Genomic DNA, 24,654 nt, shown 5'->3' with positions numbered 1-24,654 from the left:
GATCGGGTTGTTTCGAACAAGTGGGTGCGGACCCGATGACGAGACTATGGGTGCCGCCGGAAGCCGGGCAAAGCGAAGCGCGGAAATCCCGGCGTTCCATGTCCGATCGGGCAATGGTCCTCCCTTTCGCGGACCATGGTGAGACGCGTGTCCGCGAATGCGGCGCGGACGACCGACGACGACCGGAACCGGCCGCGCACCGCCAGTTCGCCACGCACCTCTCCCCCGACGCGCAGCTCCACCGAAGCGGCCATGTGCGCGCGCACGGTGCGCCAACCGCGGCACACCAGCTCGGGGTAGACGTCCCACGGCTCACCCGCCGCGGTCGTGACTTTCGCCGCCGACACCAGCAGTTCCGCGTCACCCGGCGCCTCGCCGCCGGCGCGCGCCACCGCCGTGAGCAACTGGCACGCCGCGTCCAGCAGCAGGCTCACCGGCCGCGCGCCCGTGTCACCCGGCGCGGACGGGCCGACCACGTCCGCCGCCGGTGCCCCTTCGGGCGTGCGGCGCGGCGGCCCGATCAGCACCCGCCACGGCGCGTCCTTGCCGACGAGCACCTGCGGCGCGCGCCGACCCGGTGTCGCCACCCACGGCGCGAACAGGTCGTCGCCGTCCGCGAACCGGATCGTCCCGACACACGCGGGCAACCCCCTTTGCGCCACCTCGAACCGGGCCGCGCGCACGTCCGGCGACGGTCGGAACGGGTCGAGCACCAGGTGCGTGGGCACACCCCGGTGGAACGGACCGGGGAACGCCACCTCGACCGACCGCGGTCGGCACCCGCCCGCGTCCGCGGGCGCCGCGGTCGCCGCCCGCACCACCGCGTCGAGCAACGCCACCGGCGCCACGTGGCCCGACGACGCGTCGGCGAAGAACGAGCCCTCGAAGACCTCGTCCGCCACGTCCGGCACGTTCCCGACGGTCATCGGCCCACCCCGCTCGGCACGAGCGCCCGGTGCGCGTGCACCGACCAGGGCCGCCGCCCCTCCGCGCGCATCCGGCGGCGCAGCAGCACCAGGTAGGCGACGTCCAGCGCGACCATCGTCGGGATCAGCACCAGGAACAGCACCCGGTGCGGGTAGAGCAGCAACCCGGTGGCCCCGGCGAACGACGACCCGACGAACTTGGCCGTCGCGATGTGCATGCTCTGCCCGGCGGACGATCCGCGCCGCTTGAGCATCAGGATGAACGCCGCGCTCAGCGGCACGTTGAGGGCCATGCCGATGTACATGCCGTCCCGGTCGTGGAACTCGTTCGCGCTCGCCATGACCAGCAGCGAGGACCACACCAGCACGCCGACCAGCGACCAGCGGAAGGCCCGCGCCGGCATCGCCGGGTAGTCGCGCCCGCCGTGGCGGAACACCTGGAACAGCAGCACGGCGTCGATGACGACCCAGGCAGCGTTGATGCCGCGCTGGGTCGGCGTCTGCTCCAGCAGGAAGGTCAGGCTGAACTCCCAGGCGAAGTTCACCGCGACCAGGTACGCGGGCACGCCGGTCCGCCCGTCCAGCGCGGTCTGCCGGATGGCGAGCAGGTACGTCGCCACCCAGCCCGCGGCGGTCGGTCCCGCCAACGCCCAGAACAGCCACCGGGGCACGTCGGCCGGTCCGCGGGTGACCGGCGCGATGTCGGACATCGGGATCAGGAACGGGGGTAGCCAGTCCATGGTGGTCCTCCGCGGGCCGGGCGTCAGAGGCTGGGCACGATGGGGTCCAGCCCGAAGAACGAGCCGCCGTACAGCTCGCGGCCCACGTGGACGTTCAGCATCGCGTGCCGGGCGGCGGTGTTGGCGTCGCGCCAGAACTGCTGGAGCGGGTTGGACTCGGCGAACGCCGCCGCGCCGTGCGCCCACATCAGCTCGTCCAGCGCGACGGTCGTGAGGTTCACCGCTTGGCCCACGTCACCGCGGATGCGGCGCAACTCGGCCTCGGGCAACGCCACCCCGGCCGCCGCCGCGCCGTCGATCACGTCCGCGGCCCGGTTCAGGTGCAGCTCGGCACCGTCGATCGCGAGCGCCGTGCCGCCGAGGGCGGCGACGAAGGCGCGGGAGTCCGGTTGGCTGGTGTAGCGGGTGGGCGCGACACCGCGGCTCGGCGCGCGGTCCACGACCACCGCCCGCGCCGCCTGCCCGATGCCGATCACCACCGACGCGCAGATCACCGCCATGGCCGCGACGGCGGGCGAGCGGAACAGCGGCGGCAGGGTGAGGTCGGTGGCGTTCTGCCTGCCCAGCTGCGCCTCGACCGGTATCACCCGGTGCGCGGGCACGGCCACGTCGTGCGCCACCACCGTGTGGCTGCCGGTGGCGCGCATCCCGACGGTCGCCCAGGTGTCCTCGACGGCCAGGTCGGCGACGGGCACGAGGACCGACACCGCGCCGCCGCCACCGGTGACCTTCGCGCTCAGGATGGCCCAGTCGTCGTGCAGGATTCCCGAGGCGTACGGCCACCTCCCGGTGAGCCGGTAGCCGCCGGGCGCGGGTTCCGCCGTGCCGGCCGCGACGAAGACGGACGCGAGCTTCGCGCCCGGGTTGTCCCCGAACACCTCGTCCCGCGCCTCCCGCGGGAACCGGAACGCGAGCAGGTTGGACCCGTTGATGTTGTTGACCACCCAGGACGTGGAGGGGCAGTAGTGCGACAGCGCCTTGGTCACCTCGCTGAGGGTGCGCACGTCGGTCTCCAGGCCGCCGAACTCGCGGGCGGTCCACAGCCTGCTCACCCGGGACTCGTCGATGGCGCGGACGCTGGCGTCGGGCAGCCTGCGCTCCCGGTCGCCCTGCTCGACGCCCCCGGCCAGCACCGGCCCGATCTCGTGCACCCGTGCCAGCAGTTCCACGCGCACGTCCTCGACACGCGTCCGGACGTCGGTCATGCGACTGTCTCCCTTGCTCCGGGCGTCCCGTCCACCGCGCCGCCGTTGATGAGGTTCGTGATGTCGAAGTAGTCCCGCCACGCGCTGATCCGGCCGTCGCGCACGTCGAACGCGCCCATCACGGCCAGGTCGCGCGCGATGAAGGTGCCGTCGAGGCGCAACATGTCCTCCACCCGCTCGACCAGCACGGTGTCGCCGGACGAGGCGATGTGCCGGAAGCGCACGGCCAACCGCGCGAAATCGGGCGGCAGGAGCGAAAATATTTCGGACTTGCCGCGGCACACCGGCGATCCGGGGTTCTCCCACACGCAGTCGTCGGTGAGGAACCGCTCCACCGCACCCCGGACCGCCGCGGGTGTCGGGCCCAGCGCGGTGAGGAAGGCGCGCACGACGCTCTCGCTGTCGTTCGGCACGGCCACCCCACCGCTCCCCCGACCCGCGACGCGGCGAACCGCCGCGGTCGACTCGTCCTCCGGCACGGTCACTCACCTCTTCCCAACACCCGGCGGAGCGCCGCGGTCAGCTCGTCGGCCGCGCCGGGGCCCGGCGAGCCGCCACGCCAGGCGACGTGGTTGTCCGGTCGCACCAGGACGGCACCTCGCCGGGGTCCGCCACGCGCGGTCGCCCACGTGCCGTTCGCGTCGCGGTGCCGACCCGGGGAGACGGTCACCGCCGTCACCGGCACGCCGCACGCGGCGGCGGCCCGTGCGGCGGCAGCCGCCCACACGTCGTCGGTGTCCCCGGTGATGAGCACGAACCCGCCGCGGTCGCCGACCAGGTCGTGCGTGGACAGGCGGCGACCGCAGAGGTCGAGCCACGCGTGCGGCAGCCGGTGGCCGGGACGCGCGTCGGGGTGGTGCACGTAGCCCCACGGGTCGCGGGGCGGCGCGGCGCTGCCGTCGGGCACCAGCGCCCCGGCGGCGTAGGCGAACCCGATCTCGATGTCGTGCGCCTGGTACTCGACCCGCTGGGTGGCGAACACCTCCGCCGCCCTCGCCCGCCGCGTCTCGCCCATCGGCGTGTCGGCGAGGAGATCGCGGAAGTTGGCACGCGTCACCTCGGGCGGCTGCCCCGGCAGCAGGCCGAGACCGGCGTGGATCACCGCGTGGTTGCGGAAGGCGAACATGGCCCACTCGACGTTGCGCTGCGCCGTGGGCAGGCGTTCGGCCTCGTAGGTGTCCAGGAGGGCGTCGCCCGCCTGACCGTCGAGCACGGCGGCGAGCTTCCAGGCGAGGTTGTGCGCGTCCTGGACGGCCGAGTTGAGGCCGAGCCCCGTGGCGGGCGGCTGGCGGTGCGCGGCGTCGCCCGCCAGGAAGACCCGGCCGACGCGGAACCGGTCGGCGATCACCGCCTCCGGCCGGTAGTGCCCGACCTGGTGCACCACGACGTCGAGGTCCGGCAGCTTCAGCAGACCGCGCACGGTGTCCGCGGCGGTGTGCTCGTCGAAGGTGGTGTCGGCACCGGGCGGGACGTGGAAGTGCAGCGCCCACTCCCGCGAGGCGCGTCCCCACTCCGGTCCCATCGCGACCATGCCGTACCGGGAGACGGGACCGCCGTCCGGGCTGACGAAGTTCGTGATCAGCACGCGGTCACCGCTCCACCACTCGCGCAGGTCGGCGCTGAAGTGCACGGAGATCACGTCGAACGCCCAGCCGTCGCCCCGCATGGGCACGCCCAGCCGCGCGCCGATGCCCTTGCCGCCGTCCGCGGCGAGCAGGTAGCGGGCGCGCACGGTGGTCGTCCGCCCCGTGGACCGGTCGGTGACGTGCGCCGTCACGCCGTCCTCGTCCTGGGTGAAGTCCTGCATGACGTGGTTGAACAGCGGTGTGCGCTTCGCGCGCCCACGGACGTGCTCCAGCAGCAGCGGTTCCAGGCGGTGCTGGGGCAGGTTGGTCGACGGGCACGGGCTGTGCGCGGCGTACGGCTCGGCCGTGCTGCCGCCGCCGAAGGCGTCCATCCGGTGCAGGTCCCGCGCGTCCAACTCGCCGTCGCCCGCCAACGAGGTGCGCCAGGCGACCTCGCCGATGTTTGCCGTCGGCGCGCTGATCCGGTAGACGTCGTCGGCGAGCCCGTGCTGGCGGAACACCTCCATGGTGCGCTGGTTGAGGTAGTGGGCCCGCGGCAGCGTCGAGGTCGTGGCGCGCCGCTCCACCAGCAGGTGGTCCACCCCCAGGTCGGACAGGAAGACCGACGCGGTGAGGCCGCAGCCGCCACCGCCGACGATGAGGACGGGCACTTCGAGATCAGGCATCGACCACTCCTCGGTCCGCGATCAACCCGCGGGCACGGCGCACCGCGCGTGCGCTGTTCCAGCCGACGACTCCGATGACCCGCCCGCCCGACTCGGCCGCGGCCACGAACTTCCGCGTCGCCGGGTCGCCTTCCAGGACGCGGAGCGCGTCGGCGCCCGCGAGGTCGCCGAACACCTGCATCCGCACGTCGTACTGGTCCGTCCAGAAATAGGGCACCGGCACGTAGGGCCGGTCCGCGCCCATGATGTTGTCCGCCACGGCAAGCGCCTGCTCGGTGGCGTTGGTGCGGTTCTCCAGGCGGACGCTGCGCCCCTGCCCCTCGTGCCACCAGCGGGCCACGTCGCCGACGGCGTAGACGCCTTCGGCGGCGCGGCAACGGGAATCGCAGACGACGCCGTCGCTCAGGACCAGGCCGCTGCCGCGCAGCCAGCCGGTGGCCGGTGTCGCACCGACGGCGACCACCACGGCGTCCGCGGCGATCCGACCCGCCGACGTGCGCACGCCGGTCACGCGTGCCTCGTGGACGACGGGGTCCTCCACCGTGACATCGGTGAGCACCTTGACGCCGTGCGCGCGGTGCAGGTCGGCCAGCAGGGCACCCAGGCGGGGCCCCGCCTGGCGGGCCATCGGCGCGGGACCGCGGTCGACCAGGGTGACGTCCAGGCCCCGCTGCCGCGCGGTGGCGGCGATCTCGCAGCCGAGGACACCGCCGCCGAGCACGACCAGCCGCCGCGCGGTGAGCAGGTCGGCGTGCAACCGCCGGGTGTCCTCGACGGTGCGCAGCACGTGCACGCCCGCCGGCCCGGCGAAGCGACCCAGCCGACGTGGCGTGAGGCCCGTGGCGATGACCAGCGAGCCGTAGGCGTGGCGGCGGCCCGCGGTGTCGGAGACCTCGCGCCGGACCACGTCCAGCGCCGTGGCGCCGCGACCCGTCACCAGCTCGATGTCCAGCGCGGCCAGGTCGTCGGCGCCGCGCAGCACCACGCGCTCCGGGTCCCGGGTGCCCGCCAGCACCTCCTTCGACAGCGGCGGCCGGTCGTACGGCGGGTGCTCCTCCGCGCCGAGGAGGCGGATCGAACCGGTGAAACCCCGGCGGCGCAACGCCTCGGCGGTGGCCAGGCCGGCGGCCGAAGCGCCGACCACCAGCACGTCGGTCACCGCGCACCACCGCGGTCGCGGAGGGTGATCGCGGCGGCCGGGCAGAGCGCGGCGGCCTCGCGGACCTTCCCGTGCTCGCCCGCCGGCGGCGTCGGGTCGAGCAGGACCACCACGCCGTCGTCGTCGCGCTGGTCGAAGACGCCCGGCGCGGCGGCGGCGCAGTGCCCGGCCGCGACGCACCGGGGTTCGTCGATCTCGACGGTCATGCTCATGACGCCTCCTCGCGGGTCCAGGTGACCGGCAGCCGCCGCACGCCGAAGACGAGGGCGGTGGTCCGGTAGTCGACCTCCTCCGGCGGCACGGCCAGCGCGAGCGTCGGGAACCGGTTGAACAACGCGGGAAGCGCCACCCGCAGCTCCATGCGCGCCAACTGCTGGCCGAGGCACTGGTGCGCGCCGTAGCCGAAGGTGACGTGCGAAACGGGTTCCCGCCGCACGTTCAGCGTGTCCAGGTCGCCGTCGGACAACGCGTGGTCGCGGTTGGCGACCAGCACCGACACCACGACCTTCTCGCCCTCGCGGATCTCCTGGCCGCGCACGTGGAACGTCTCGGCCGCCTGCCGCGGCATCGTGGTGGCCGGGGCGCAGTAACGCAGCAGCTCCTCGATCGCGCCGGCGGCGGCGTCCGGTTCGTCACGCACCACGGCGAGCTGCTCCGGGTTCTGCAACAGCAGCGCCGCACCGGCGGACAACATGCTGGCGGTGGTCTCGTGGCCCGCGATCAGCAGCATGTTGCCGATGCCGATCAGCTCGTCGTCGGTCAGCTCGTGGCCGAAGTCGCGCACCACGCCGCCCAGCAGGTTGTCGCCGGGGCTCTCGCGGTGGCTCGCGATCAGGGTGGCCATGTAGGCGTCCATCTCGGCGAGGTTGCGGATCTGCTCCTCGCGGGTGGTGTTGACGTCCAGGCCGACCTGGGCGCGGCGCTGGAAGCCGGCGCGGTCGGCGTAGGGCACGCCCAGCAGCTCGCAGATCACCATGGTGGGGATGGGTGTGCTGAACACCTGCACCAGGTCCGCGCCGGGACCCGCTTCCTCCAGCGCGGCCAGCCGGGAGGCGACGACCTCCTCGATCATCGGCCGCAACCCGCGGACGCGCTTGACGGTGAACCCGCCGGACAGCATCCGCCGCAGCCGGGAGTGCTCGATCCCGTTGTAGTTCAACAGGTTCCCCGGCTGGTTCAGCATGGTCCGGGGAGCGTCGGGGTCGAGGCTGAAGCCCATCCGCAGCCGCTCGTCGTTCAGCACGCTCTTGGCGTCCTCGTAGCGGGTCACCGCCACGGCGTCGAACTCGCCGAGCAGCGGGCTCGGCACCTTGACCCGGTGGAGCCGGTCGTCCGCCTGCAACTCGTACAGCTCGGCCGCCGGCGCGTAGGGCTGCCCGGCGGCGCGCGCGGCGATCGGGAGCGCCTTGGGTCCGGTCATGGTCACCTCTCGGTCTTCACGTCCACAGTGGACTCATGAATGGGTGTGGCGCCGGGTCCGACCCGGCACCGCGAGCGCCGTCGCCAACGCGATGAGCGAGCCGAGCACGCCCATCGCCAGGACGGTCGCGAACGCGCTCCGCGTCGGGACCGGCACGCCGCCGACCGGCGTGCTCATCCCGGTGAGGACGACGCCGACGACCGCGCCCGCCACGGTGGTGCCGACCGACCGGAGCAGGGTGTTGACCCCGGTCGCCGCGCCGGTCGCGCTCGGCGGCACCGCCGCGACGATCAACGCGGGGATCGCGCCGTAGGCGAGGCCGAGTCCGGCGTTGGTCACCACCGTCCCGAGCACCAGCCCGGCGGCGGAACCCGGCAGGGCCAGGCAGATCACGTAGCCCAGGGCCATCAGCACCGCGCCCAGCGCCAACGACGCCTTGGGCCCGCGCGCGGCGGACAACCGCGCGCTGCCCGCCGCCGCGCCCATCATCGCCACGCCGGCGGGCAGCATCAGCCAGCCGGTGCGCAGCATCGACAGCCCCAGCCCGTGGCCGGTGGCGGCGGGCAGTTGCAGCAGTTGCGGCACGGCCAGCGTCTGCGCGTACATCGCGAAGCCCACGACGACGGCCGCGGCGTTGGTGAGCAGCACCGGCCGGCGCGTCGTGACGCGCAGGTCGACCAGCGGCGAGGCGACCCGCCGCTCCCAGGCCACCCACAGCACGAGCAGGACGGCCGCCACCCCGGCCGCGGTCCAACCCCACCGGCCGCCACGCGTGATCGCCAGCAGCAACCCGGTCAGGCCGCCGGTCAGGGTCAGCGCGCCGACCACGTCGAACGCGCCGGCGGCCAGGCCGGGCGCCGGCGGCACCAGCCACGCCGCGAGCACCGCGCCGAGCGCGGTCAGCGCGGCCACGCCCCAGAACACCCAGCGCCAGTGGCCGAGTTGCGCGACCGTGGCCGCGAACGGCAGGCCGAACGCGCCGCCGACGCCCACCACCGAGGAGGTCAGCGCGATGGCCGCGCCGACCCGGTCCGGGGTGACGACGTCCCGCAGCAGGCTGATGCCCAGCGGCACCAGGCCCATGCCGAGCCCCTGCAACGCACGTCCCGCGACCATCGGGAGCAGGGACCCGGCCGTCGCGCACAGCACCGCGCCGACACCGGACAGGACCAGGGTGAGCAGCAGGAGCCGCCGCTTGCCGTGCAGGTCGGCGAGCCTGCCGACGACGGGGCTGGTGACCGCGCCGACGAGCAGTGCGGCGGTCACCGTCCAGGCCACGCCCGCCGCGTCCGCGCCGAGCAGGCCCGGCAGGTCGCCCAGCAGCGGCACCACCAGCGTCTGCGCCATCGAGCCGAGCCCGGCGACGAACGCCACGACGGCGATGACGGCGCGGGCACGCGCCCCCGTCACCGGGGTCACCCGCTTCCGCTCCGCGTCCACGCCCAATTATTTGCACACTCCGACATAGTGTCGCAAGGTGCCAATATTTCGGTCGGGCCCCGGACGCCCGCCACCGGCGGTGTAGGAGGATGACGGCATGACGGCAGAACCGGCGAGGGGGGCGGTCGACCGCGGCCGGGGCAGGCCGCCCATGAGCGAGCGGCGCAAGGACCTCATCCGGCTGGAGATCGCCACCGCGGCCCTCGCCCTGTTCAAGGCCCAGGGCGTGGCCGCGACGTCGGTCGAGCAGATCGCGGGCGAGCTGGGCATGTCCGCGCGCACCCTGTGGCGGTACTGCCCGTCGAAGGAGGCGTGCATCCAGCCGCTGCTGTCGCACGGCCTCGCGGTGGTGGTCGAGAAGCTGCGCGCGTGGCCGCGCGACCTGCCGCTGCTCGACCGGCTGCTGCACGAGGGCGACCTGGCCGACCAGGTCCCGGAGTCCACATTGGACCTGGTGCGGCTCACGCGCGCGGAACCGTCGCTGCGCGCGGTGTGGGTGCGGTCCTACCTCGACGCGGAGGACGCCTTCGCGGAGGTCATCGCCGAGCGGACCGGCGATCCGGTGGACGCGCTGGAGACCAGGGTGCGTGCCGGGATGCTCAACGTCGCGCTGCGCGTGGCGTTCGAGCACTACGCGTGGGCCGACGACCCCGCCGACCTCACCGAGGCGACCCGCCGGGCCCTGCACACCGCCATCACCGGTCTGGGCGACTGACCCGAACCCGTTGTCCCGTGGCGGTTTTCCGACCGCCGGGGGGTGGAACGACCCGAAGCGCGTCCCGTTCGGGACCGGGTGGTCCGCGATCGCGGACAGCGCGGATCGCCGTCCCTACAGTCGGCCCCATGACCAAGACCGATGTCGCCCGGGTCGCCGACCCGGAGATCGCCGCCCTGGTGCGGGCCGAAGTGGAGCGGCGGTGGCCCGACGGCGTGTCCGGGCTCGCCGGGCTCGCGCGTTACGGGCTGTTGCCGTTCGGCAAGATGATGGGGCCGTGGCTGGTCGTCCGGTCCGCCCTGGCGGTCGGCGGCGAGCTGGCGCCGGTCCTGCCCGCGGCAGTCGCCGTGGAATGCGTCCAGGTGGGCGCGATGATGCACGACGACATCATCGACAGCGACCCGGAACGGCGGAGCAAGAAGGCCGCGTACGCCACGTTCGGCGAGCCCTCCGCCATCGTCGGCGGCGACGGGCTCTACTTCCACGGTTTCGCCGCGCTGGCCGAGTGCCGCGACACCGGCATCCCGCTGGATCACGTCACCCACGCGCTGACCATCATGTCCGACGCGGGTCTGCGCATCGGTGACGCCGCCGTGCAGGAGATCCGGATGGGCCGCCGGATCTGCACCACGGACGAGTACCTGGCGATGATCCGCGACAAGAGCGGCGGGCTGCTGTGGATGGCGTGCGGCGTGGGCGGCGCGCTCGCCGGCGCGACGGGCGCGGAACTGGCCGCGCTGCGCGACTACAGCGACCTGCTGGGCACCGGCTACCAGATCCGCGACGACCTGATGGCCTACGACGGCACCCGGTCGGGCAAGCCGAACATCTCCGACGTCCGCAACGGCCGCCCGACGCTGCCCGTGCTGCTGGCGCACCGCTACAGCTCCCCCGCGCGGCGGCAGCGGATCGAGGACCTGCTCGCCGACACCACGACGGAGCCCGAGGCGCGGCACGTGGAACTGGCCGCGGTCGTGCGCGACTCCGACGCGTTGACCGCCGCACGCGACCTGGCACGCGACTACGCGCGACGCGCGGAACACGCCCTGCGCGACCTGCCGCCGTCGGAGCACCGGGACGCGCTCGCGGACCTCACCGCGCCCGGACGCCTGGTGTGACGCGAGGTGTCCCGTGACCACCATGACCTACGCGCGGTACCTGCGCCTGCCGGACCTGTTGTCCCTGCAACACCCCCTCACGCCGCCGGACGACCACGCGGCGCGTGACGCCGAACGGCTCTTCATCGTCGTGCACCAGGCGTCCGAGGTCCTGCTCGGCCAAGCCCTCGTCGACCTGCGCCGCGTCGCGGCGGACCGGCCCGGGGCGCCGGGCCGCGACCACCGCCGGGAACGGGCGGTGCGGTTCGTCGACGCACTCACCGACCACCTGCGACTGCTCCGGAAAACGTTGCGGCGCGAGGACTTCGCCGCTTTCCGCCACCGGTTCGGCGGTGCGAGCGGCATGCAGTCCCGACAGTTCCACGAGTTGTTCCGGTTGGCCGACCGGCTCGACCTCCCGGAGCTGCGCTCCGCCGTGCGGAACTGGCGCACGGTCCACTTGTCGTTGGTGCGCCACATGATCGGCGACCAGCCCGGCTCCGGCGACACCTCGGGCGTCGAGTACCTGGCCCGCAAGCTCACGCCCGTGCCCGACGGCGAACCGTCGTGAGCGCGGCACCGGAAAGACTGGAGACGCGCGTGCGGAACGTCATCGTCGTGGGCGGCGGTGTGGCGGGCCTGCTGGCGGGTCACGTGCTGGCGCGGCACGTCGACCACGTCACCCTGGTCGAGCGGGACCACCACCCCGCCACGCCGCGCCCCCGCGCCGGTGTGCCGCAGTCCCGGCACACCCACGTGCTGCTGGACAGCGGCATCCGGGCGTTGGGCGAACTGCTGCCCGGTCTGCCCGGCGAGCTGGCGGCCGAGGGCGGGCCGAGCCTGGCGGTGCCCGCCGACGTCGGCGTGTGGCAGGCCGGCCAGTGGGTGTCGCGCCGCAACCCCTCGGCCGAGGTCGTCACCGCGTCCCGGCCGCTGCTGGAGCACGTCGTGCGGCGGCGCGTGCTGGCCGACCCGCGCATCGAGGTGCTGACCGGCACCGAGGCCGTCGGCCTGCTCGGCGGTCCCGGGCACGTCGCGGGCGTCGCGGTGCGGGACCGGGGCGGCGACCACGCGTCACGCGAACTGCGTGCCGACCTCGTGGTGGACGCCACCGGGCGCGGCAGCCGCACCCCGGCGTGGCTGGCCGGGCTGGGTTCGCCCGCGCCCGCCGAGGAGGTGCTGGAAACCGGCCGGGCCTACGCGACGTGCGCCTTCGAGGCCGACGCGCCGCCCGGCAACGACCTGCGCGGCTTCTACATCGTGCCGGACGCGGCGCAGCTCCTCGGCGCGATCATCCTGCCCGCCGAGGGCGGCCGGTGGATGGTCACGCTGTCCGGTCCGCGCGGCCAGGCGCCGCCCACCGACCCGGACGGGTTCGTCGACTTCGCCCGCGCGCTGCCGCACGACGCGCCGCACCGGTGGCTGCGCGCGGCACGCCCGCTGGGCAGGCCGGTGGGCTACCGGCACACCGGCAACCGCCGCCGCCGCTACGACCGGGCGCGGTCGCGGACCGGCCTGCTCGTCGTCGGCGACGCGGCGTGCACCTTCAACCCCGTCTACGGGCAGGGGATGTCCGTCGCGGCGTTGAACGCCGTGTCCCTGGCCCGAATGCTCGACCGCGGCTTCCCGTCGACCCGCGCCCTGCAACGGGCCGTGCTGCGCTCCTCGCGCGACGCGTGGGACGTCGCCACCGCCGCGGACAGCCCGATGCCCGGGGCCGAGGGCGGCGCCCTGCGCAGCGGCTTCGCCGAATCACTGGTCAACCGCTACGTGGGGCGGGTGCGCGACCGCGTGCCCGGCGACCCGGTGGTGTGCGGTGCGTTCCGGGACGTGCTGTTCCTGCTCGCGCCGCCGAGCAGCCTGCTCACCTCGCCCGCGGTGCTGCGCCGGGCCTTGTTCCACCCCGTCGCGCGGACCTCGCCCGAACTGCCCGCGCCGTGACCACCCGAACCGGAGGTTCCAGAACGCGATGACCACGACACCGATCAGAACGCTGCCCGCCTCCCTCGACACCGCCACGGCGCTCGTCGGGCCCGCGCTGCACGAAGCCGTGCGCCGCCACCTCGGCCTGGAACTGGAGCTGGTGGTCGACTACCACCACGGGTGGGTCGAGGCCGACGGCAGCCCCGCGACCGGCTGGGGCGGCAAGCTGCTGCGGCCCGCGCTGGCGCTGCTGTCCGCCCGCGCCGCGGGCGGTGCGGTCGCCGACGGCGTGCCGGCCGCCGTGGCGGTGGAGTTCGTGCACAACTTCTCCTTGCTGCACGACGACATCATGGACGGCGACACCGCGCGCCGCGGCCGGGCCACCGCGTGGACGTTGTTCGGCGTGCCACGCGCGATCCTCGCCGGCGACGCGTTGCTGACCGCCGCCGTGAGCCACCTGTTGGGAGCACGTGGCACGGGCGCCCGATCCGCCACCACGTCGCTGATGGCCGCCACCCAGCGCATGATCAGCGGCCAGGCGTCCGATGTGGACTTCGAGCGGCGCGCGGACGTCACGCTCGCCGAGTGCCTGCGGATGGCGGGCGACAAGACCGGTGCGCTGCTGTCGTGCGCCTCCTCGCTCGGCGCGGACCTGCTGGGCGCGAACCCCGCGCTGGTGCGGCGGCTGGCCGCGTTCGGCGAGCACGTCGGCCTGGCGTTCCAGCTCGTGGACGACCTGCTGGGCATCTGGGGCGACCCCGCCCGCACGGGCAAGCAGGTCGGCGCGGACCTGCGGGTGCGCAAGAAGTCCCTGCCGGTGGTGGCGGCGTTGAACGCGCCCGGCGCGGACGAGCTGGCCGCGCTCTACGCCCGGCCGGAGCCGTTCGACGACGAGGACGTCCGGCACGTCGCGGACCTGGTCGAGCTGGCCGGTGGCCGCGACTGGGCGCGGGACGAGGCGCGGCGCCGGGTCGCCACCGCCGAGGCGTGCCTCGACGGCGTCGCCGACGACGTGCGGGCCGATTTCCTGGAGGTCACCGCGTTCATCACCGGCAGGCGCTTCTGATGGCCGGGCAGGCGTTGCGGACACCACCCGCGCCGGTCGCCACGTCGTTGCGGCGGCTGGTGCCCGGGTTGCTCGTGTCGCGGACGGGCATCGTCATGGCGATCGCCGTGCCGCTGCAACTCCTGCTGACCATCCGCCTCACCGCGCTGCTCGACGGCGCGGGCGCGGCGGTGGCGTTCGGGCTCGTGACCGGTGTCGGCGCGGTGGTGGCCATGGCGCTCAACCCGATCACCGGCCGGATCAGCGACGCCACCACCGCGCGGTTGGGCAAGCGGCGGACGTGGCTGCTGTTCGGCGCGCTCACCGGCGGCGCGGCGCTGGCCGTGCTCGGCCTGGCCACCGAGGTCTGGCAGGTGGTGCTGATGTGGACGGCGGTGCAGGCGCTGTTCAACTTCCAGGCCGTCGCCACCGACGCGTTGTTCGCCGACCAGGTCGACCCGGCCCGGCGGGGTCGGGTCGCCGGCATCTCGGGCCTGCCGTCCCTGCTGGGTCCGGTGATCGGCATGACCCTGGTGAACCTGGTGCCGGCCGGGTCGGCGACGCAGTGGCTCGTCCTGGCGGGCGCGTCCGCGGCGGCCGGCGTGCTCGGGGCGCTGCTGGTGCGCGACACCCCGGCCGAACGCGCCACCGAACCGCTCGACGTCCGCGGCCTGCTGCGCAGCTTCCGCGTGGACGCTCGCGCGCACCCGGCGTTCGCGTGGGCGTGGCTGGTGCGGTTCCTGTGCAACTGCGCCATCGCCACGGTCACGTTCACCGCCGTGTACCTGACGGAGAGGTTCGGGCTGTCACCGGCGGAGATCGGCACGACGCTGCTGCGGGTCGTGCTGCTGTCAGCGGCCGTGCAAGCCGTGAGCGGTCTGCTGGCGGGCTACCTGTCGGACCGGTGGCGGCGGCAGAAGCCGTTCGTCGCGGTGGCGGCCGTGATCACGGCGGTGGGCACGCTCGGCGTCGTGTTCGCGCCGGCGCTCGGCCTCGTCATGGTCTCGATCGCGGTGCAGGCCGTCGGTTTCGGCACGTTCCTGGCGGTGAACTTCGCGATGTGCGTCCGGGTCCTGCCGAACCCCGCCGACGCGGGCCGGGACCTGGCGCTGGTCGACCTGGCCAACTCCCTGCCGCAGTCCTTCGTGCCGCTGCTCGCGACCGCCCTGATCCCGCTGGGCGGGTACCGGTTGTTCTTCGGCGCGCTGACCGCCGTCGGGTTGCTCGGCCTGGTCGCCCTGGCCCGGGTGCCGGAGGTCGACGCCTGAATCAGGCGGGCTCCCGGGGAGTTTCGCGGCGGCGACGGCCTTCAGCACCGCCCTGACGGCTCACGAGATCGCGATCGAACTGGCGCGGTTGCTCCAGCCGTCCCCGACGGTGCGCAGGTCGCGTGACCGGATGATCCACGGGCTGCGCGGACCGCTGAGGTCGACGTCGTCGAACAGCTGCACCTCGCACTGGTTCGCGGTCCTCAGCGACTCGGCGCGGTTGTCGAACCCGAGGAACCCCAGGTCGACGAGCCAGTAGTCGGGCGGGTCGTACGCGGCCGTGCACGGCTTGTTGCCCTTGATGGTGAGGGTCGAGCCCTCGTAGTCGACTTGGTCGTACAGCACGGCGACGAGCACCAGCCGCGGCTTGACCATGGCCTGCTGCTCGGCCTGCTCCGCCGTGGGCCCGCACGCGCTCGCCCCGGTCGTCAGGTCCAGCACGCAGTGCTGCTCCGCGGGTTGACTCGCCGACGCGGGCGCGACCGACACGGTGAGCGGTACGAACCCGAGCGCCGCGATTCCCACGGCAGCACGGCGGTACCACGGCATGAAGTTCATGACCATCCCCTATGTGCTTCGTCGACACCCGGCCGGAGCCTGCCTGCGCAGGTCCCCCCGAGCCCGCCCTCGACTGGGCCCTTCGAAGCTAACCGCCACCCGTGGTCGGCACGAGTCCTGGCCACCCACCACCACCCGAACGTGTCGGCGTGTCGAGTGGACAGTCACCCCGTGCCGATCGGTCCAAACACGCGGCGTGTCCGACCACACCACTGCGCCCGACAGTCCTCCTTGCCGGGGGCCGATTCCACCGCTCCGCATCCACGACGCACCGCCACCCACCCGCTCGTGCGACACCCCTTCCCGGGGAGACGTCGCGGACCGCGCGCGGGACATCACGACGCTTCGACCCGCACCCCATGACCGCCGGTCAGGAACGACGCCACCGCATGTCCCTCTTCGGCGACACCCGCCCGCTCGGTCCCGGTGAAGTCGCGCAAAGGCGTGACCACCACGACGTCGTCCGCGACGGTCCACGTAGCGGCGACGCGACCGTCGACCAGCACGACCCGCGCACCCGCGACCGACAACCCCCGGTGGGCGTGGTCGATGATCCGGCTCCGGTCGTCGTAGCCGAGGACCGCGTTGTCGAACGCGGGCAGGAACCGCACCGGGGCGGGCGTGTCGGGGTCGGGCCGCGGCGCACCGGGGAGGTCGACCAGCTCCCGCCCGTGCTCGTCGCGGAAGGACACCAGCTCCCCGCGGATCGCGGCCACCGCGCCCGGCAGCCCGGCGAGACCGCACCAGGCACGCAGGTCGGCCACCGCCGCGGGCCCGAACGCGGCCAGGTAACGCCGCGCCAGCGCCGCGCCCACCACGTCGACGCCGTCCACGAGCGGGTCGATCGGGCGCCCCAGCCACGAGGAGAGCCGCACCATGCGCACCCCACCCTTGGCCCGCCACAACCCGCGTGGCGGCAGCTGCACCATCGGGACGAGCGCGGCGGCCACCATCTCACCCAGCGGCCGCGGTCCGGTGGCGGGCCAGCGCGCCGCGAGGGCGCGGCCCACCTCCGCCATCGAGCGCGGCTCCTCGTCGGCCAGCACCTCCTGCGCCGCCGCGGCGAGTTCGGCCAGGTCCACCCCGGCGAGCTCGCGGCGGTAGACGCCGAGCACGCGTTGCCGCAGCATGGCGTCGTGGCGTGCGCGCCAGGCCACGGCGTCGTCCGCGGTGACGAGGTGGATCGTCCGCCGCATGAGGTGCGTCCGCACCACGCGCCGCCCGATCAGCAGCTCGTCGAGCGCGGCCGGGTCGAACGCCCGCAGCCGTGACCACAGCCCGGTGAAGGGTTCCTGCGGTTCCTGCGCCTGGAGGCCGCCCAGGTGCGCCACGGCGTCGAGCACCGGCACGTCGGCGCGGTCGAGGAGGAACTGCCGGGCGAGCGTCGCGCGGTTGAGCGCCCGGGTGCTCAGCGTACTGGCGGACAAAGGTCGCTCCCTGCGTGGAACTGCATGACACGACCACGGTCGCAGGCAAAGCGGACAGGGAGTGTCCTCTTCAGCACCAGGTGCAACAGATCATGATCCAGCGGCGTCTTGTCTGTGCGAGCCCAACACCCACCATGGGGGAAACATGCGCAAGTTACTGGCGGCTGCCCTGGCAGCCGTGGCACTCGTCGCTCTCACGGGCACGGCGTCCGCCCAGACGAGCTTCCCGTGGCCGCCGACGGACATCACGCCGGTCTACAAGACCAAGGCGGAGCTGGAACAGCAGGCGGAGAGGTTCTCCGCGCACCAGCAGCGGACCTACCGGTGGATCTTCCCCGGTGCGCAGGAGATCACGCCGAGCCTGTGGGGCCATGAGGCCGGCAACTTGTTCGACGGTTTGCAGTACATGAACAACCGGGTCAAGTTCACCTACGGCGACCGGAAGGTCATGATCATCACGCAGGTCCACGCTCCCGGCCGGTACGACGCCTCGCCCGAGCAGCTCTGCGAGCACGTCCGGTGCACCGGCACGGTCGGCGACCACCGGGGCGGCCTGATCGTCCTCCACGAACTGGACCAGTTCGGCATCAGGACGGCGACGAACTTCCGCCCGAACGGCGAGGTGGTCTGGGCGCAGGGCGGCGTGCAGGACAACCCGTTCCAGCTCGCGGCGGTGGCCGCGGACCGGCACTACACGTTCACCGGGTAGTGCTCGGCCGGCTCACCGCGGTCGAGCGCGGTGAGCCGGCCGCGGCCTCAGGTCGCGCTGGAGCCGCGCGGGAGCGGTGCCGGCCCCAGCGGGACCGGCCAGCGGCGGTAGCTGCGGTCGGCGTACACCAGCGGGGTGCGGTCGGTCCGGGTGGTGATCCGGGTGACCTCGCCGAGCACGACGACGTGGCCGCCGGCCGGGACGGTGCGCGAGATGCGGCAGTCCGCCACCGCGTGCGTGTCGCGGTGCAGGTGCGGACCGGCGGCCCACTCGTCGCTCCGCCACTCGACCCGGTCGAAGCGCTCACCGGCGGTGAAGGCGAACAGCTCCGCCACCGGACCGGCCGCGTCGTCCAGCAGGTTCACCGCGAACGCGCCGTGCCGCTGGACGGCCGCGAGCGTCGGGCTCGCGGCACGCAGGCAGACCAGCAGGGTCGGCGGCGCCATGGTGACGGCGCACAGCGACGAGCACGTCATGCCACGCGGCCTGCCGTCGTCGTCGGTCGTCGTCACCACCGCCACACCGGTCGGGAAACCCCGCATCATCGACCGGAACCCGTCCGCCAGGTCGGGTTCGGTCATCGCGTCGGTCATGGCGGCCTCAGCGCATCCGGGAGAAATACTCGTGCTGGCTGGGCAGGGTCTCCACGAGCCGCTGCGCGGTCGCCCGGATCGAGGCGAACTCCGCCTGCGCGGCGCTGTCGTCGGCCAGCGCCAGCGCGGGCGAGGGTCGCATCGGGATCGCGCCGGCACCGAGCAGGATGCACATGTACGAGTACGGCGGCAACCCGTGGTAGTACGGGAACACGTTCTCCGAGTCGGGCTGCTGCACCTGCCACTGCTCGATCCGCTCGGCCAGCGAGTCCGGGATGGCCCGCGTCTTGGTGTCCTTCCAATACTGCGTGTCGTCGCGCGCGGCGCCCTTGTAGTGCAGCACCAGGAACTCCCGCACGCCGTCCATGACGTTGGCCACGGCGGAGTTGTACCGCTCGCGCAGCTGGGGGTGCCAGTCCGCCGCCGGGAAGTGCTTCACCAACTGCTCGATGGCGTGGTGGATGAAGAAGATCCCGGTGGACTCCAGCGGTTCCACGAACCCGCTGGCGAGCCCGACCGCCACGCAGTTGTTCCGCCACGACTCGGCGCTGCGCCCGATCCGCATCCGGATGTGGTTGGCCTCCACCTCGGCCGCCTCGGGACCGACGAACTCGCGCAGCGTGCGCTCGGCCTCCTCCGGCGAGAGGTAGTCCTTGGCGTAGACGTAGCCGGTGCCGACCCGGCCGAACAGCGGGATCGTCCAGATCCAGCCCGCGTCCTGCGCCGTCGCGGTGGTGCACGGCCGGATGCCGCGCTTCTCCATGTCCAGCGGCACCTGCAAAGCCACCGCGCTGTCGTTGGGCAGGGTGTCCTGATAGGACACGAACGGGACCTCAAGCGCCTTGTTCAGGAGCATCCCGCGGAAACCGGTGCAGTCCACGAACAGGTCGCCGTGCAGGTCGCCGTTCTTCTCGGTCACCACGTGGTCGATCCAGCCGCGCTCGTCCAGCTTCACGTCCACGACCCGGTCCACCACGTGCCGCACGCCGCGCTCCACCGAGTAGCTGGTGAGGTACTTGGCCAGCAACGCCGCCTCGAAGTGGTAGGCGTAGGGGAACTGCGTGCGGCCCTGGTGCTCGGACATGGTGAACAGGGCCGTGCTCTCGGCCTCGGCGAACTGCTCCGCCTCGAACAGCGTCCCGTCCAGGCGGCGCGGGCTGCGGCCGGCGTCGCACAGCGAGGCGATGACGAAGCAGTCCTTGTCGAACCGGTCGGTCGGGCCGTTCTGGAGCCACCAGTCGGTGAGCGGGAACCCGCCGACCGACTTGATCTGCTCGAACGGGTGGTAGAAGTGGTGGCCCGGCCGCCGCCAGTTCTCGAACCGCACGGCGAGCTTGTAGGTCGCGTTGCACGCCGGCATCCAGTCCTCCTCCTTCAACCCCAGGAACTGGAAGAAGTGCCGGATGTCGCTGAAGGTGGCCTCGCCGACGCCGATCGTGCCGATCGAGTCGGATTCCACCAGCGTGATGTCGATGCGGTCGCCGAACGCGGCCTTGAGGTACGACGCGGTCATCCAACCGGCCGTACCACCGCCGACGATCACGACGCGGTCGGGATTGCGCAAGGTCATGGGAAGTGCCTCCGGTCCACGGGAGCGCGGGCGCGTTATTCGGCGACTTCCAGCGAGACATCGCCGAACACGGTGCATTGGCAGGCCAGGCGGTGGTCGAGATCCACGCCGAGCACGTCGAGGACGTTCATCTCGTCGTCGCCGGGCGGGCTGAGGTGTTCTTTGCCCGATGTCACCCGGATGACGCACGCGCCGCATTGCGCGGCGCGGCAGCCGAACACGACGGGGGTCGAATGGGTGTCGCACAGCTGTTGCAGGGTGGTACCCGCCGGGACCTCGAAGGGCACACCGGCGATGGTCACCTCGGTCATCGTCGTTCGCCGCGACTGGCCGCGGCGGCCGGGCTGTCCGGCAGCACGGGTGTGGCGAGATCGCCGGTCGCGTTGGTGTCCGCGACGAGCGCGCCCATTTCCGCCATGAACTTCTCGTAGTTGTCCTTCGCGTCGGCGAAGATGCGCCCGGTGGTCGTGCCGCCCTTGATCACCTGGCCACCCAGGTGCCGGTGCATCTGCCGGAAAAGGCCGAACAGCTCGACGCAGCCGACATAGGCGGCGGCCAGGTCCTCGTTGCCGCTCTCGTGCACCCAGGACTTCAACGCGGGCTGCCGGTTGTAGATCATGCGGAAGTAGCTCTTCCAGTGCTCCGGCACGAATCGCAGGTTGTTCGCCCGCGCGGCCACCACGCCGTCGTGCCGGTAGTTCACGTGGAACAACGCGTCGAGCATCAGCATGAACGGCAACTGGTAACCGGACGCGACCCCGTTCACCTCGTCGCCGACCCAGCCGAAGGTGACCTGCAACCGGCGGAACTGGTGCGCGTCGATGCGCGGGATCAGCATTTTCGTGTACGTGTACACGTTGCGCAGCGTCGCCCGGACCATGGTCAGCGCGAGCGTGCCGCCGGCCTGGTCGTCGTTCGCCGCGCATTCCAGCGCGTACGCGCCCCACCCGTACAACGGGGCGCCGAACGCTTCCACCGCGTAGAACGAGCGGTAGAGGTCCAGTTCGCTCTGGTTGTCGTTGTTGAGCCAGAACGGGTGGCGCATCCGGTCTAGCGACACCAGTTCCCGGTAGGTGACCGGCTCCCGCTCGGCCACGCCGTCGAGCTGCCAGGCCATCATCGTCATCACGATCTGGCTGAACCGCGGTACCGCCCCGACCTCGTCGGCGACGAGCACCAGCAGCTCGTGCAGCGGTTCCGGCATCGCGCTGGGCCCGACGACGGGTTCGTCCTCCGGGTTGCCCTGCCGCCACATGTGGTTGAGGTAGATCAACGGGACCAGCAGCGCTTCGAGGTCGTCGGGCGACAACCGCCGCGCTTCCCGCCACAGCTCCGCGACCGGCGGGAACCGCCCGGCCTGGGTCTTGAACCAGGACCGGAACGCGTCCCGGTCGTGCCGCACGATCTCGGCGCCCGCCACGCGGCACACGTCCGCGATCAGGCCCAGCGGGCCGTCGAACCGGAACACCGGCGGGCTGTCCTGGAGGAATCCCGTTTCGGTCGAGGCCAGCGACGCGGTCGAGGCCAGCGGCCCCAGGGCCTCGTAATCGGGCAGGACGCCCTCGGGCGGCGCCAGCGCGAGCACCGCGGCCGAGCGCCGGGTGTCCGCCAGGACCAGCAGCGGCACCTCCAGCGGGCGGGCGCCGAGCACCGGCTCCGCCGCCTGCGCGACCTCCGGCGCCACCGCGGACAGCGGCACCGTTTCACGCTCATCGGACATCGGACGAGTGATCACCTGAAATTCACGCACTGTTCCCCCGGTGGAGGCTGTCGTCAAACGACCGACTCGGTGTTGTGCGCCGCGACCACCAGCCATTGCCCGGCCTCCCGGCACAAGACGAATGTGAAGATGCCGCGGCGCACGCCGGCGCCCTCGCGGTCACCGGTCATCTCCCAGTTGTAGTGCGCCAGCGCGACATCCTGGCGCAGTAATTTGATGTCCAGGTCGAGGGTGCGGACCGAACTTTCGGCGAACCGCTGCGCGTGCCGCGCGGACTGGTCGGCGAACATCGCCTCCCGACCACGCAGCCGCCGTCCCACGACGTCCACGAAATCCGCATCCTCGGCGAACACCGAGAAATGCCGGACGATGTCGTGTTCGTTCCACCCGGACGCGAAGACCTCGATCGCCTTCGCGACTTCCGCCGTAGCCAAGGCGGTATCTCCGTTCCACGTCAACATTTCATTACCGGATCAGCCGAGGATCCCTGTTGAGATATACACGGAGCCTGCCGGTTTGCCAAACTATTCGCGGCGACCTGTACTTCGCTCGACCGAACCCCGGCAGCGGGACGGCTTGATGGCGGTTTGACAAAGTCCCGAAGAAGTGAGCAACGGTCGGATGGACGACTTCCGGCATACTACGTAAATCCGAAGCGGGGCACATAAGGCGTAGTCGACCGCGGTGTCCGGCGAAAAGCCCTCGACCGCCCTTCCGGTGTGCTGCCTTGAACCATTCGGCGGTCACCGGGCGCGGCACCGCGGCGCACGCCCGCTGGACTTTTCGGCCACGCGCGGCGGGAATACCCGCGCCGCACCGGGTCCACCGCGCGGGCACCCTCCGGTCCACGCGCCCGCGCCTCCTGTCAACGCACGTGCCCTTCCTTCCACACACTCGCCGCCCACCTGCGCACGCGCCCGTTCACGCACGCCCCGCCGCTCACCCACGCACGCCACCCCACGCGCGCGCCCCTGCCCGCCACGCACGCGCCGCCCGCCCGGACCCAGCCCACCCACACACGTGCCAGGTCCACCCACATACGCGCGCCATCGATGCGCTCTCGCCCCCGTACTCGCGCCGCCCCACGCACTCTGCCCCTTCGCGCACACATCCCGCTCGCCCCAGCACCCCGGGTGACCCCGGCGCTTCGGCCGCCCCTATTGGTGATCGCGCCGTGGTGCTGGAGGATGCACCGGACACCGGTCCGGCGCCGAGAGGTGAGGTGGCGATGCCGCGGCGGCATGGTTTTCGCGAGCGGTTCGGCCTGGTCGAGTACGACGAGGACGTCCTGCGCCGTTCCCTGGTGACCCGCTACCTGCGCTACGTCGCGCCACACGTGGTGGTCACCGAACTGCGGACGCCCGAGGCCGCACCCCGGACCGCCCACCTCTCCGAGGCCGACCTGGTGACCGAGGTGCTCGCCTCACCGGGCCTCGCCGACGACCTCCGCCGCGTGGCCGGTGAGCACACGCCGGACATCGGGAGTCGGGTGCGCAGGAGGAACCTCAGGCGGCTCATCGTCCTGACGGCGTACACGGTGGCCGTACTGGCCACCGCCACCGCCGCCGGGCTGTCCTCTCCCCTGACTTCGAACGCGTGGGAGCGCTTCGGCGGCGTGGTGGCGATTTTCCTCGGGATACCCGTGCTGGTCGTGTCCATCATCTCCTCGTTCCTGGACACGACGGCGGTCGACAACGTCGCGTTCGACGAGTCGGCGATGGACGACTGGCTGCGACCGGCCGACGAGGAAGTCCTGCGACCGGCGACCCGGCAAGTGCTCAGCCGGCACCTCGACGCGTAGCCACCGCCGCTCTCCGGGTCACCGCACAGCCGGTGCGTTGTGGACGTTCCCGCGGTACGACTCGGTCCGCACACCTTCCTTCCGAGATCCGGCCCGCACCTCGGCTCCTGCCCCGCGGCCGACGCGGTCAGCGGTCCGCCGCGGCGATCCGGCCGGCCACCTCGACGGCCCACGCGGCGTCGTCGAGGGAGACGACCTCGGACTGCCGCCCCTCCCGGACGCAGGCGGCGAAGTGGCGGTGCTCGGTGGCCAGGGCGCCCGTCGGGACGCCGCCCACGGTGCCGTCCAACCGGGTGTCCGGCCGCCAGTCCCCGGCGGCGTCGGAGATGGTCAGGGCGTCGGACGGCAGCTTGAGCCGCAGCTGGCGGCTACCGGTCACAACGACCAGTTCGCTGTCGATGTACTGGCGCTCGTGCGGCTGGGTCCAGTGGTTCTCCACCGTCGCCGTCACGCCGTCGGCAAACGCGAGCGTCGCCCACACCGACTGCGGGTGCGGGCGGGACGGCTCCCGGTTCGCCGAGCGCGCCACCACCTCGCCCAGGTCGCCGGGGCACAACGCACGCACCAGGTCCAGGTCGTGCACCATCGCGACGTACGCCGGGTGGTGCCGACCGTGCAGGTCCAACCGCGCCCGGGGCACCACGCGACGGGCGTGCGCGGCGAGCACCCGCTCACAACGCACGGCGCGCCGCAGCTCGGCGAACTCCGGCAGGAAGCGGGACACGTGGCCCGGCAGGATCACCGTCCCCGTCTCGGCGGCCGTCGTCGCGAGCGCGCGGCAGCGGGCCGGGTCCAGGTCCACCGGCTTCTCGATCAACGAGTGCACGCCCGCACGCGCGGCCGTCTCGGCGCACTCCACGTGGGCGTCCTCCGGGGTCGCGATGACCAGGGCGTCGACCCGGTCCAACACGTCGTGCCAGTCGGTCGCCGCCGCGACGCCGAGACCGGCCGCGACCTCACGGGCGCGGGCGGCGTCCAGGTCGACCACCGCCACGAGTTCGTACTCGGCCAGCGCCGCGGCGATGTGGGCGTGGCGGACGCCGAAGTCGCCCACGCCGACCACCGCGACCCGGACTGGTGCACGCAT

Annotated in this window: 25 protein-coding genes; 8 read left to right on the top strand and 17 right to left on the bottom strand. The window is 72.9% G+C overall.

The window, feature by feature from the left end; genetic code table 11:
* Positions 1-44: 44 nt before the first annotated feature.
* The 9 genes from KZQ38_RS29900 to KZQ38_RS29860 are packed head-to-tail and all read right to left on the bottom strand — an operon-like array spanning position 45 to position 9,141.
* On the bottom strand, positions 45-926 hold the full coding sequence (locus KZQ38_RS29900) for a hypothetical protein (RefSeq protein WP_219446664.1): 882 nt from the start codon (positions 924-926) through the stop codon (positions 45-47).
* On the bottom strand, positions 923-1,666 hold the full coding sequence (locus tag KZQ38_RS29895; protein ID WP_219446663.1) for a transmembrane-type terpene cyclase: 744 nt from the start codon (positions 1,664-1,666) through the stop codon (positions 923-925). The genes KZQ38_RS29900 and KZQ38_RS29895 overlap by 4 nt, the downstream gene beginning before the upstream one ends.
* Before the next feature lie 23 nt (positions 1,667-1,689).
* On the bottom strand, positions 1,690-2,871 hold the full coding sequence (locus KZQ38_RS29890; RefSeq protein ID WP_219446661.1) for an acyl-CoA dehydrogenase family protein: 1,182 nt from the start codon (positions 2,869-2,871) through the stop codon (positions 1,690-1,692).
* Positions 2,868-3,356 carry a limonene-1,2-epoxide hydrolase family protein gene (locus tag KZQ38_RS29885; protein WP_308258657.1) on the bottom strand — a complete coding sequence of 163 codons (489 nt, stop codon included), beginning with the start codon at positions 3,354-3,356 and terminating at the stop codon, positions 2,868-2,870. The genes KZQ38_RS29890 and KZQ38_RS29885 overlap by 4 nt, the downstream gene beginning before the upstream one ends.
* The gene (locus KZQ38_RS29880) at positions 3,353-5,122 is read right to left on the bottom strand and encodes an FAD-dependent monooxygenase (protein WP_219446659.1); all 1,770 of its coding nucleotides are present in this window, start codon (positions 5,120-5,122) and stop codon (positions 3,353-3,355) included. Before KZQ38_RS29880 ends, KZQ38_RS29885 begins: the two co-directional genes overlap by 4 nt.
* Entirely contained in the window at positions 5,115-6,281 is a 1,167-nt protein-coding gene (locus KZQ38_RS29875; protein WP_219446657.1) for an NAD(P)/FAD-dependent oxidoreductase, read from the bottom strand. Before KZQ38_RS29875 ends, KZQ38_RS29880 begins: the two co-directional genes overlap by 8 nt.
* Positions 6,278-6,487 carry a ferredoxin gene (locus tag KZQ38_RS29870; protein ID WP_219446717.1) on the bottom strand — a complete coding sequence of 70 codons (210 nt, stop codon included), beginning with the start codon at positions 6,485-6,487 and terminating at the stop codon, positions 6,278-6,280. The genes KZQ38_RS29875 and KZQ38_RS29870 overlap by 4 nt, the downstream gene beginning before the upstream one ends.
* 2 nt (positions 6,488-6,489) lie before the next feature.
* A complete protein-coding gene (locus KZQ38_RS29865) occupies positions 6,490-7,701 on the bottom strand; it encodes a cytochrome P450 (RefSeq protein ID WP_219446655.1) in 1,212 nt (403 codons plus the stop codon).
* A gap of 33 nt (positions 7,702-7,734) precedes the next feature.
* A complete protein-coding gene (locus KZQ38_RS29860; RefSeq protein WP_308258656.1) occupies positions 7,735-9,141 on the bottom strand; it encodes an MFS transporter in 1,407 nt (468 codons plus the stop codon).
* A gap of 97 nt (positions 9,142-9,238) precedes the next feature.
* On the opposite strand from KZQ38_RS29860, the gene KZQ38_RS29855 reads away from it, so the two are divergent.
* From KZQ38_RS29855 to KZQ38_RS29830, 6 genes are all read left to right on the top strand, one after another.
* A complete protein-coding gene (locus tag KZQ38_RS29855) occupies positions 9,239-9,856 on the top strand; it encodes a TetR/AcrR family transcriptional regulator (protein ID WP_219446653.1) in 618 nt (205 codons plus the stop codon).
* Between the two features lie 128 nt (positions 9,857-9,984).
* On the top strand, positions 9,985-10,974 hold the full coding sequence (locus KZQ38_RS29850; protein WP_219446652.1) for a polyprenyl synthetase family protein: 990 nt from the start codon (positions 9,985-9,987) through the stop codon (positions 10,972-10,974).
* A 22-nt stretch (positions 10,975-10,996) separates the two neighbouring features.
* The gene (locus KZQ38_RS29845; RefSeq protein WP_257902564.1) at positions 10,997-11,524 is read left to right on the top strand and encodes a tryptophan 2,3-dioxygenase family protein; all 528 of its coding nucleotides are present in this window, start codon (positions 10,997-10,999) and stop codon (positions 11,522-11,524) included.
* 29 nt (positions 11,525-11,553) lie between these two features.
* Positions 11,554-12,894 carry an FAD-dependent oxidoreductase gene (locus KZQ38_RS29840; protein WP_308258655.1) on the top strand — a complete coding sequence of 447 codons (1,341 nt, stop codon included), beginning with the start codon at positions 11,554-11,556 and terminating at the stop codon, positions 12,892-12,894.
* Positions 12,895-12,922: 28 nt separating this feature from the next.
* Positions 12,923-13,942, top strand: coding sequence for a polyprenyl synthetase family protein (locus tag KZQ38_RS29835; protein WP_219446650.1), 1,020 nt, complete (start codon positions 12,923-12,925; stop codon positions 13,940-13,942).
* Positions 13,942-15,189, top strand: coding sequence for an MFS transporter (locus KZQ38_RS29830; protein WP_219446649.1), 1,248 nt, complete (start codon positions 13,942-13,944; stop codon positions 15,187-15,189). The genes KZQ38_RS29835 and KZQ38_RS29830 overlap by 1 nt, the downstream gene beginning before the upstream one ends.
* Before the next feature lie 60 nt (positions 15,190-15,249).
* Here the strand turns inward: KZQ38_RS29830 and KZQ38_RS29825 are convergent, their stop codons facing one another.
* Positions 15,250-15,747, bottom strand: a complete 498-nt coding sequence (locus KZQ38_RS29825) for a hypothetical protein (RefSeq protein ID WP_219446648.1) — start codon at positions 15,745-15,747, stop codon at positions 15,250-15,252.
* 335 nt (positions 15,748-16,082) lie between these two features.
* Positions 16,083-17,174 carry a winged helix DNA-binding domain-containing protein gene (locus tag KZQ38_RS29820; RefSeq protein WP_219446647.1) on the bottom strand — a complete coding sequence of 364 codons (1,092 nt, stop codon included), beginning with the start codon at positions 17,172-17,174 and terminating at the stop codon, positions 16,083-16,085.
* A gap of 145 nt (positions 17,175-17,319) precedes the next feature.
* Between KZQ38_RS29820 and KZQ38_RS29815 the strand changes: the two genes are divergently transcribed.
* Complete coding sequence (locus KZQ38_RS29815; protein ID WP_219446646.1) at positions 17,320-17,883, top strand: hypothetical protein; 564 nt, start codon at positions 17,320-17,322, stop codon at positions 17,881-17,883.
* Between the two features lie 47 nt (positions 17,884-17,930).
* Here the strand turns inward: KZQ38_RS29815 and KZQ38_RS29810 are convergent, their stop codons facing one another.
* From KZQ38_RS29810 to KZQ38_RS29790, 5 genes are read right to left on the bottom strand one after another with little or no spacing between them, the layout of a single operon-like run.
* A complete protein-coding gene (locus KZQ38_RS29810; RefSeq protein ID WP_257902513.1) occupies positions 17,931-18,476 on the bottom strand; it encodes a flavin reductase family protein in 546 nt (181 codons plus the stop codon).
* A gap of 7 nt (positions 18,477-18,483) precedes the next feature.
* A complete protein-coding gene (locus KZQ38_RS29805) occupies positions 18,484-20,046 on the bottom strand; it encodes a tryptophan halogenase family protein (RefSeq protein ID WP_219446644.1) in 1,563 nt (520 codons plus the stop codon).
* A 35-nt stretch (positions 20,047-20,081) separates the two neighbouring features.
* Positions 20,082-20,348: a 2Fe-2S iron-sulfur cluster-binding protein gene (locus KZQ38_RS29800; protein WP_219446642.1), complete on the bottom strand. Its 267-nt coding sequence runs from the start codon at positions 20,346-20,348 to the stop codon at positions 20,082-20,084.
* Between the two features lie 5 nt (positions 20,349-20,353).
* Positions 20,354-21,766, bottom strand: a complete 1,413-nt coding sequence (locus KZQ38_RS29795) for a hypothetical protein (protein WP_219446640.1) — start codon at positions 21,764-21,766, stop codon at positions 20,354-20,356.
* Positions 21,767-21,819: 53 nt separating this feature from the next.
* Positions 21,820-22,227, bottom strand: coding sequence for a YybH family protein (locus tag KZQ38_RS29790; protein WP_219446639.1), 408 nt, complete (start codon positions 22,225-22,227; stop codon positions 21,820-21,822).
* 767 nt (positions 22,228-22,994) lie between these two features.
* Between KZQ38_RS29790 and KZQ38_RS29785 the strand changes: the two genes are divergently transcribed.
* Positions 22,995-23,567: a hypothetical protein gene (locus KZQ38_RS29785; protein ID WP_219446637.1), complete on the top strand. Its 573-nt coding sequence runs from the start codon at positions 22,995-22,997 to the stop codon at positions 23,565-23,567.
* Positions 23,568-23,694: 127 nt separating this feature from the next.
* On the opposite strand, the gene KZQ38_RS29780 is transcribed toward KZQ38_RS29785, so the two are convergent.
* Positions 23,695-24,654, bottom strand: a complete 960-nt coding sequence (locus tag KZQ38_RS29780; RefSeq protein WP_219446635.1) for a Gfo/Idh/MocA family protein — start codon at positions 24,652-24,654, stop codon at positions 23,695-23,697.

Origin of the sequence: Saccharothrix obliqua, from assembly GCF_019375475.1 — a bacterium.
Taxonomy (GTDB): domain Bacteria; phylum Actinomycetota; class Actinomycetes; order Mycobacteriales; family Pseudonocardiaceae; genus Actinosynnema; species Actinosynnema obliqua.
This window is presented reverse-complemented; position numbering and strand designations above follow the sequence as displayed.

Bases quoted from the DNA above. Each gene is read 5' to 3' on its own strand.
- KZQ38_RS29815 (WP_219446646.1), top strand. From the start codon at position 17,320: ATGCGCAAGTTACTGGCGGCTGCCCTGGCAGCCGTGGCACTCGTCGCT.
- KZQ38_RS29785 (WP_219446637.1), top strand. From the start codon at position 22,995: ATGCCGCGGCGGCATGGTTTTCGCGAGCGGTTCGGCCTGGTCGAGTAC.
- KZQ38_RS29780 (WP_219446635.1), bottom strand. From the start codon at position 24,654: ATGCGTGCACCAGTCCGGGTCGCGGTGGTCGGCGTGGGCGACTTCGGC.
- KZQ38_RS29895 (WP_219446663.1), bottom strand. From the start codon at position 1,666: ATGGACTGGCTACCCCCGTTCCTGATCCCGATGTCCGACATCGCGCCG.
- KZQ38_RS29790 (WP_219446639.1), bottom strand. From the start codon at position 22,227: ATGTTGACGTGGAACGGAGATACCGCCTTGGCTACGGCGGAAGTCGCG.
- KZQ38_RS29830 (WP_219446649.1), top strand. From the start codon at position 13,942: ATGGCCGGGCAGGCGTTGCGGACACCACCCGCGCCGGTCGCCACGTCG.
- KZQ38_RS29825 (WP_219446648.1), bottom strand. From the start codon at position 15,747: ATGAACTTCATGCCGTGGTACCGCCGTGCTGCCGTGGGAATCGCGGCG.
- KZQ38_RS29900 (WP_219446664.1), bottom strand. From the start codon at position 926: ATGACCGTCGGGAACGTGCCGGACGTGGCGGACGAGGTCTTCGAGGGC.
- KZQ38_RS29795 (WP_219446640.1), bottom strand. From the start codon at position 21,766: ATGTCCGATGAGCGTGAAACGGTGCCGCTGTCCGCGGTGGCGCCGGAG.
- KZQ38_RS29850 (WP_219446652.1), top strand. From the start codon at position 9,985: ATGACCAAGACCGATGTCGCCCGGGTCGCCGACCCGGAGATCGCCGCC.
- KZQ38_RS29855 (WP_219446653.1), top strand. From the start codon at position 9,239: ATGACGGCAGAACCGGCGAGGGGGGCGGTCGACCGCGGCCGGGGCAGG.
- KZQ38_RS29865 (WP_219446655.1), bottom strand. From the start codon at position 7,701: ATGACCGGACCCAAGGCGCTCCCGATCGCCGCGCGCGCCGCCGGGCAG.
- KZQ38_RS29870 (WP_219446717.1), bottom strand. From the start codon at position 6,487: ATGACCGTCGAGATCGACGAACCCCGGTGCGTCGCGGCCGGGCACTGC.
- KZQ38_RS29845 (WP_257902564.1), top strand. From the start codon at position 10,997: ATGACCTACGCGCGGTACCTGCGCCTGCCGGACCTGTTGTCCCTGCAA.
- KZQ38_RS29880 (WP_219446659.1), bottom strand. From the start codon at position 5,122: ATGCCTGATCTCGAAGTGCCCGTCCTCATCGTCGGCGGTGGCGGCTGC.
- KZQ38_RS29810 (WP_257902513.1), bottom strand. From the start codon at position 18,476: ATGACCGACGCGATGACCGAACCCGACCTGGCGGACGGGTTCCGGTCG.
- KZQ38_RS29890 (WP_219446661.1), bottom strand. From the start codon at position 2,871: ATGACCGACGTCCGGACGCGTGTCGAGGACGTGCGCGTGGAACTGCTG.
- KZQ38_RS29805 (WP_219446644.1), bottom strand. From the start codon at position 20,046: ATGACCTTGCGCAATCCCGACCGCGTCGTGATCGTCGGCGGTGGTACG.
- KZQ38_RS29835 (WP_219446650.1), top strand. From the start codon at position 12,923: ATGACCACGACACCGATCAGAACGCTGCCCGCCTCCCTCGACACCGCC.